This window comes from uncultured Gemella sp. (genome assembly GCF_963525875.1).
GTDB lineage: Bacteria > Bacillota > Bacilli > Staphylococcales > Gemellaceae > Gemella.
Map to the genome: position 1 here is coordinate 1 of NZ_CAURMG010000073.1, position 4,500 is coordinate 4,500.

Here is a 4,500-nt window from a genome sequence, read left to right on the forward strand (position 1 = left end):
AGATACCACGTTGTTTCTCTATATCCATCCAGTCACTTTTTGCATATTTTCCTGTCTTTTTACCTTTTACCGTTCCTGCTTCACGAATTGCTCCACCGAATAATAATAATTTCTCTGTTAATGTTGTTTTACCAGCATCCGGGTGAGAGATAATCGCAAATGTTCTTCTTTTTTCTACCTGTTCTCTAATTTTTTCTACCACGTTATTTTCCTTTCAATTTTTTATTTAACATTAAATTTCTTTTTCGCTTCTTCTACTGCAACGATTGGATCTGAGTGCCAAACTTTTTTACCACCTTGAAGAATTTCATAATCTTCACGTCCTTTTGAAGCTAATATTACAACATCTCCTGGTTTTGCTAACTCAATTATACGTTTAACAGCATCGGTTCTAAACCATACTTTTTCATAATTTTTATGAGTCATACCTTTTTCAATAGATCCCATTAGAACTTCTACGTCTTCATCGCGTGGACTATCCGTTGTTATGACAACATAATCTGCTTCCGAGATAATTTCTCCAATTAATGGGCCTTTAGAAATATCGCGTCCCCCTCCCATTCCAGTAACAAGAAGGGTACGTTTTCCTTTTCTTATTTCACGAGTTGCTTCTAGTAGCTTTGCATAGCCATCTGGTGTATGTGCAAAATCGCTTATTATATCAATCGGCAAATCATCTCCTAAGATTTCCATTCGACCGTACAGTGCTCCAAGCTTAGGTAAAATACCAACTAACTGTTCAACACTATAACCTTTTACCCATACAGCAATAAGGGCTGCAAGAACATTACTCACCATAAAATCACCAATATAATTAGTTTTACATTCGAATATTCCTTCTGGTGATTTTAGCGTAAAGCTTGTTTTATATATATTATCTTCTTTAAATTGCTTAATATTATATGCATAAAAATCTGCATTCTCATCTGTAATAGAATAATTTATCTCTTGTTGGTATAAACATTTTGAAATTATTTTATAATAACTATCATCTTTATTTAAAACTCCATATTTGGCTTCCGATAGATTATTACCTAATGTTGAGAATAATAAGCTCTTATCATAGGCATAAGTTTGCATATCTCCATGAAAGTCTAAGTGTTCATGTGTTAAGTTTGTAAATATCGCAACATCAATATCCACATTATAAATACGGCCTAATGCCATAGCATGTGATGATGCTTCGAATGCTAGATTTTTTATATTATCTCGATGTAACTCACCTATTTTATTGTGTAAAGTTACAACATCAGGTGTAGTATTACCAAAGTAGATTGGTTTATCATCATTTTTTCCAAAACCATTTGTCCCTATGTATGCACTACTTTCACCTAGGATTCTTAACATATTATGAACCAATGTTGAAATACTAGTTTTTCCGTTGGTTCCAGTTACCGCTACTGTATGAACATTAGTACCTTCATTAATTTTCTTCGCAATCATACTGGCAATTTTTTCTATTTCATGTTCTTTAACAACGATAACCGCACATTTATCTATATTATAATTTTCATAACGACTAGCAATAACTAGTGCTGCCCCTTGTTCTATTACTTTTTCTATATAATTATGACCATCTACCGTATAGCCTTTAATAGCAACAAATACATCACCATCTTCTATTTTTCGAGAATCTTGGGAAATATTATTCACATTTTCTGGCAGATTTCCATAAATAGTTTTTATTTTTATATTATTAATAATATCTAAAATATTCATACTAGCTACCTTTTTCTTAGTTTTCTAACTACTAAATTATACCATGCATGCTATTAATACTCAACCAACAACAGTAATAATTTTTCCTTTACTTGAAATAATAATATTTTTCATAGTAATTGTTCTTAGATTTGTCAAAGTTTGACTTTTCATTTAACAATGTTCTTCACTTGTATTGCGAATTAATTTAATCTAGTGTAATATATATAAGAAATCATATTAAAAGAAATTTTAAGGAGATACGATGGAACACGAAATTATTTCAGAAATTTTAACTCACATAACTAATAACAATATCAATAAAATCACTTTTTCTAACATTCGTAATAAAGAATTAGAACTCGATAAAGTTATTGGTAAATTAGTTAGTATTAAAAACAATATTAACCTACAATTAGAATATCGTTATAGAAGGATCATAAAGCATACTAATATAGTTACTTCAGATTTTTCAAATATCGAGACTACTATCCAAGAACTTTTCGAATTAGCTAAAGACATTAATATCGTTACAATTAATGAAAATATAAATATCAAAATATCAAAAAAATTCAAAATAAGTGTAAATAGAAAAACAACAGTTTCTAAAGCTATTTCATTTGATCACAATAAGAAAAAAGAATATTTCCTAGATGAAAAGAAAAAATATCCATTTTTAATAGAACTAGGAATTCAAAATAATGATGGAAAAATTATTAAGAGTAAATATAATAAATTCAAACAAATAAATAAGTACCTTGAATTTATTAAACAAGCTACTACTCAATTAGATTCCAGTAAACAAATTACAATTCTAGACTTTGGTAGTGGTAAAAGTTATTTAACATTTTCAGCATATTACTATTTAACTAAAGTTCTTAACTTGAATGTTAAAATTATTGGAATCGATCTAAAAAAAGAAGTCATTGAACATTGCAATGATATTGCTGATAAATTGAATTTCACAAATCTTAGTTTTATTTATGGCGATGTCATTGACTACGAAAATAAAGATGAGATAGATATGGTTATTAGTCTCCATGCATGTAATACAGCAACAGATATTGCTATACTAAAAGCTCTAGGTTGGAAAGCAAAAGTATTTTTTGCTGTACCGTGCTGCCAAAAAGAAGTTAATGGACAACTAAAAGCTGACTTCATGCCTTTCATGTTAAAACATGGAATTATTAAAGAAAAATTCTCTACACTTCTAACTGACTCAGTACGTAGTGACGTATTGGAAGCATTCGGTTATAAATCTGATATTGTTGAATTTATTTCTGCTGAAAATACACCAAAAAATCAACTTATCCGAGCGTATAAAACAACCAATGATATTAACAAAAATATATTATCTAATCTAGAACAATTCCTATCTTCCTTAAACGTAAAAATGTTCTTATTAGATGAAGTTAAGAAATTAATATAATGAAAAGCATTAGCTCTGTGTTTCGAGCTAATGCTTTTTAATTTCTTTTAATTTTTTAATTATAGTTCACTAAAGTCGTAAACTTTACCTTTTTGTCTATTTGGTAATACAGCAGCTACTACTAAGCACACTACTGCAGGCACTAACCATTCTAGACTTTGAGCAGCTAATGGAAGTTTAGCGATTAAACCACTTAAAGCTGCTACTTTAAATGTGCTTCCTACTACAGAAACAATTGAGATTAGTGTAACTACTGCCATAGTTAATTGCATTCCTAATTTTGATAATGCAACGTATTTATTAACAATAACGACTAATACTAATGCAATTGTGATTGGATATAGGAATAACAACATTGGTACTGAGAATTGGATAACACTTTGTAATCCAACATTTGCAATAGCAAATCCTACAACTGTGAATAATGTAGCATACGTTTTGTATGAAAATTGTGGGAATTTCTTGTTAAAGAATTCTGAAGTTGCAACGATTAATCCTACTGTTGTAGTGAAACATGTAAGAATTACCATGATTCCTAAGAAAATACTTCCAAAGTTACCGAATACTTGACGTGCTGATTCAGATAGTACATATGCACCTTTATTTACTTTAGGGTTAGCAAGTACATCTGCAGGAACTGCAAATCTATTACCTAATAATCCTAATCCAACATATAAGATACTAAATCCAATACCTGTCGCAATACCAGCGATCCATACACTTGATAGAAATTCTTTTTTATCTTTAAACCCTAATTGTTTTAAAGCACTCATCGCAATGATACAAAATGCAACCGAAGCAAGTGCATCAAGTGTGTTGTATCCTTCGATAAATCCTGTACCAAATGCTAACCCACTAGTAGCATAAGTTTTAGCAGCTTCTCCTGTTGAGTTGAATTTAGATACTCCTAGGATTACTAAAATTACGATTAATAAAGCAAAAATAGGTGTTAAAATTTTACCTACACTATTTAAAATCTTAGTTGGGTTTACCGCTAATAAGAACGCACATACAAAATAAATAACTGTAAAAATTAATAACCAAGGTAAACTACTTCCAGCTACAACTGGAGCTACTCCAATATCAAATGCAGTTGCTGCAGTTCTTGGAATCGCAAATAATGGTCCAATTGATAAATAAAGTAACACTAAATATGCTGTTGAGAATAATGGTGAAATTTTTTCATCCATCTCTGCCCCATAACCATTTGGATTAAGTGCACCAACAATTAGTGTAACAATTGCTATACCTACTCCAGAAACTACAAACCCTAAAATTGCTGGCCAAAAGTTTCCACCTGCACTTACTCCTAGTGCTGGTGGAAAGATTAAGTTTCCAGCACCAAAAAAGATACCAAATAATAACAATCCGGT

4 protein-coding genes are annotated in these 4,500 nt (G+C 30.4%); 1 reads left to right on the plus strand and 3 read right to left on the minus strand.

Translation table 11 applies throughout. The annotated features are described in order from the left end of the window. On the minus strand, positions 1-202 hold a 202-nt coding region (locus RWQ73_RS07755; protein ID WP_314407800.1), incomplete at its 3' end, for a GTP-binding protein. Positions 203-222: 20 nt separating this feature from the next. Next, positions 223-1,719 (minus strand): UDP-N-acetylmuramoyl-L-alanyl-D-glutamate--2,6-diaminopimelate ligase, encoded by a 1,497-nt coding sequence (locus RWQ73_RS07760; protein ID WP_314407801.1) that lies wholly within the window; start codon positions 1,717-1,719, stop codon positions 223-225. A gap of 244 nt (positions 1,720-1,963) precedes the next feature. Here RWQ73_RS07760 and RWQ73_RS07765 point away from each other — a divergent pair, with 244 nt between their 5' ends. After that, positions 1,964-3,127 (plus strand): SAM-dependent methyltransferase, encoded by a 1,164-nt coding sequence (locus RWQ73_RS07765; RefSeq protein WP_314407802.1) that lies wholly within the window; start codon positions 1,964-1,966, stop codon positions 3,125-3,127. Between the two features lie 59 nt (positions 3,128-3,186). Here RWQ73_RS07765 and brnQ read toward each other — a convergent pair. Continuing rightward, on the minus strand, positions 3,187-4,500 hold a 1,314-nt coding region (gene brnQ, locus RWQ73_RS07770; RefSeq protein ID WP_314407804.1), incomplete at its 5' end, for a branched-chain amino acid transport system II carrier protein.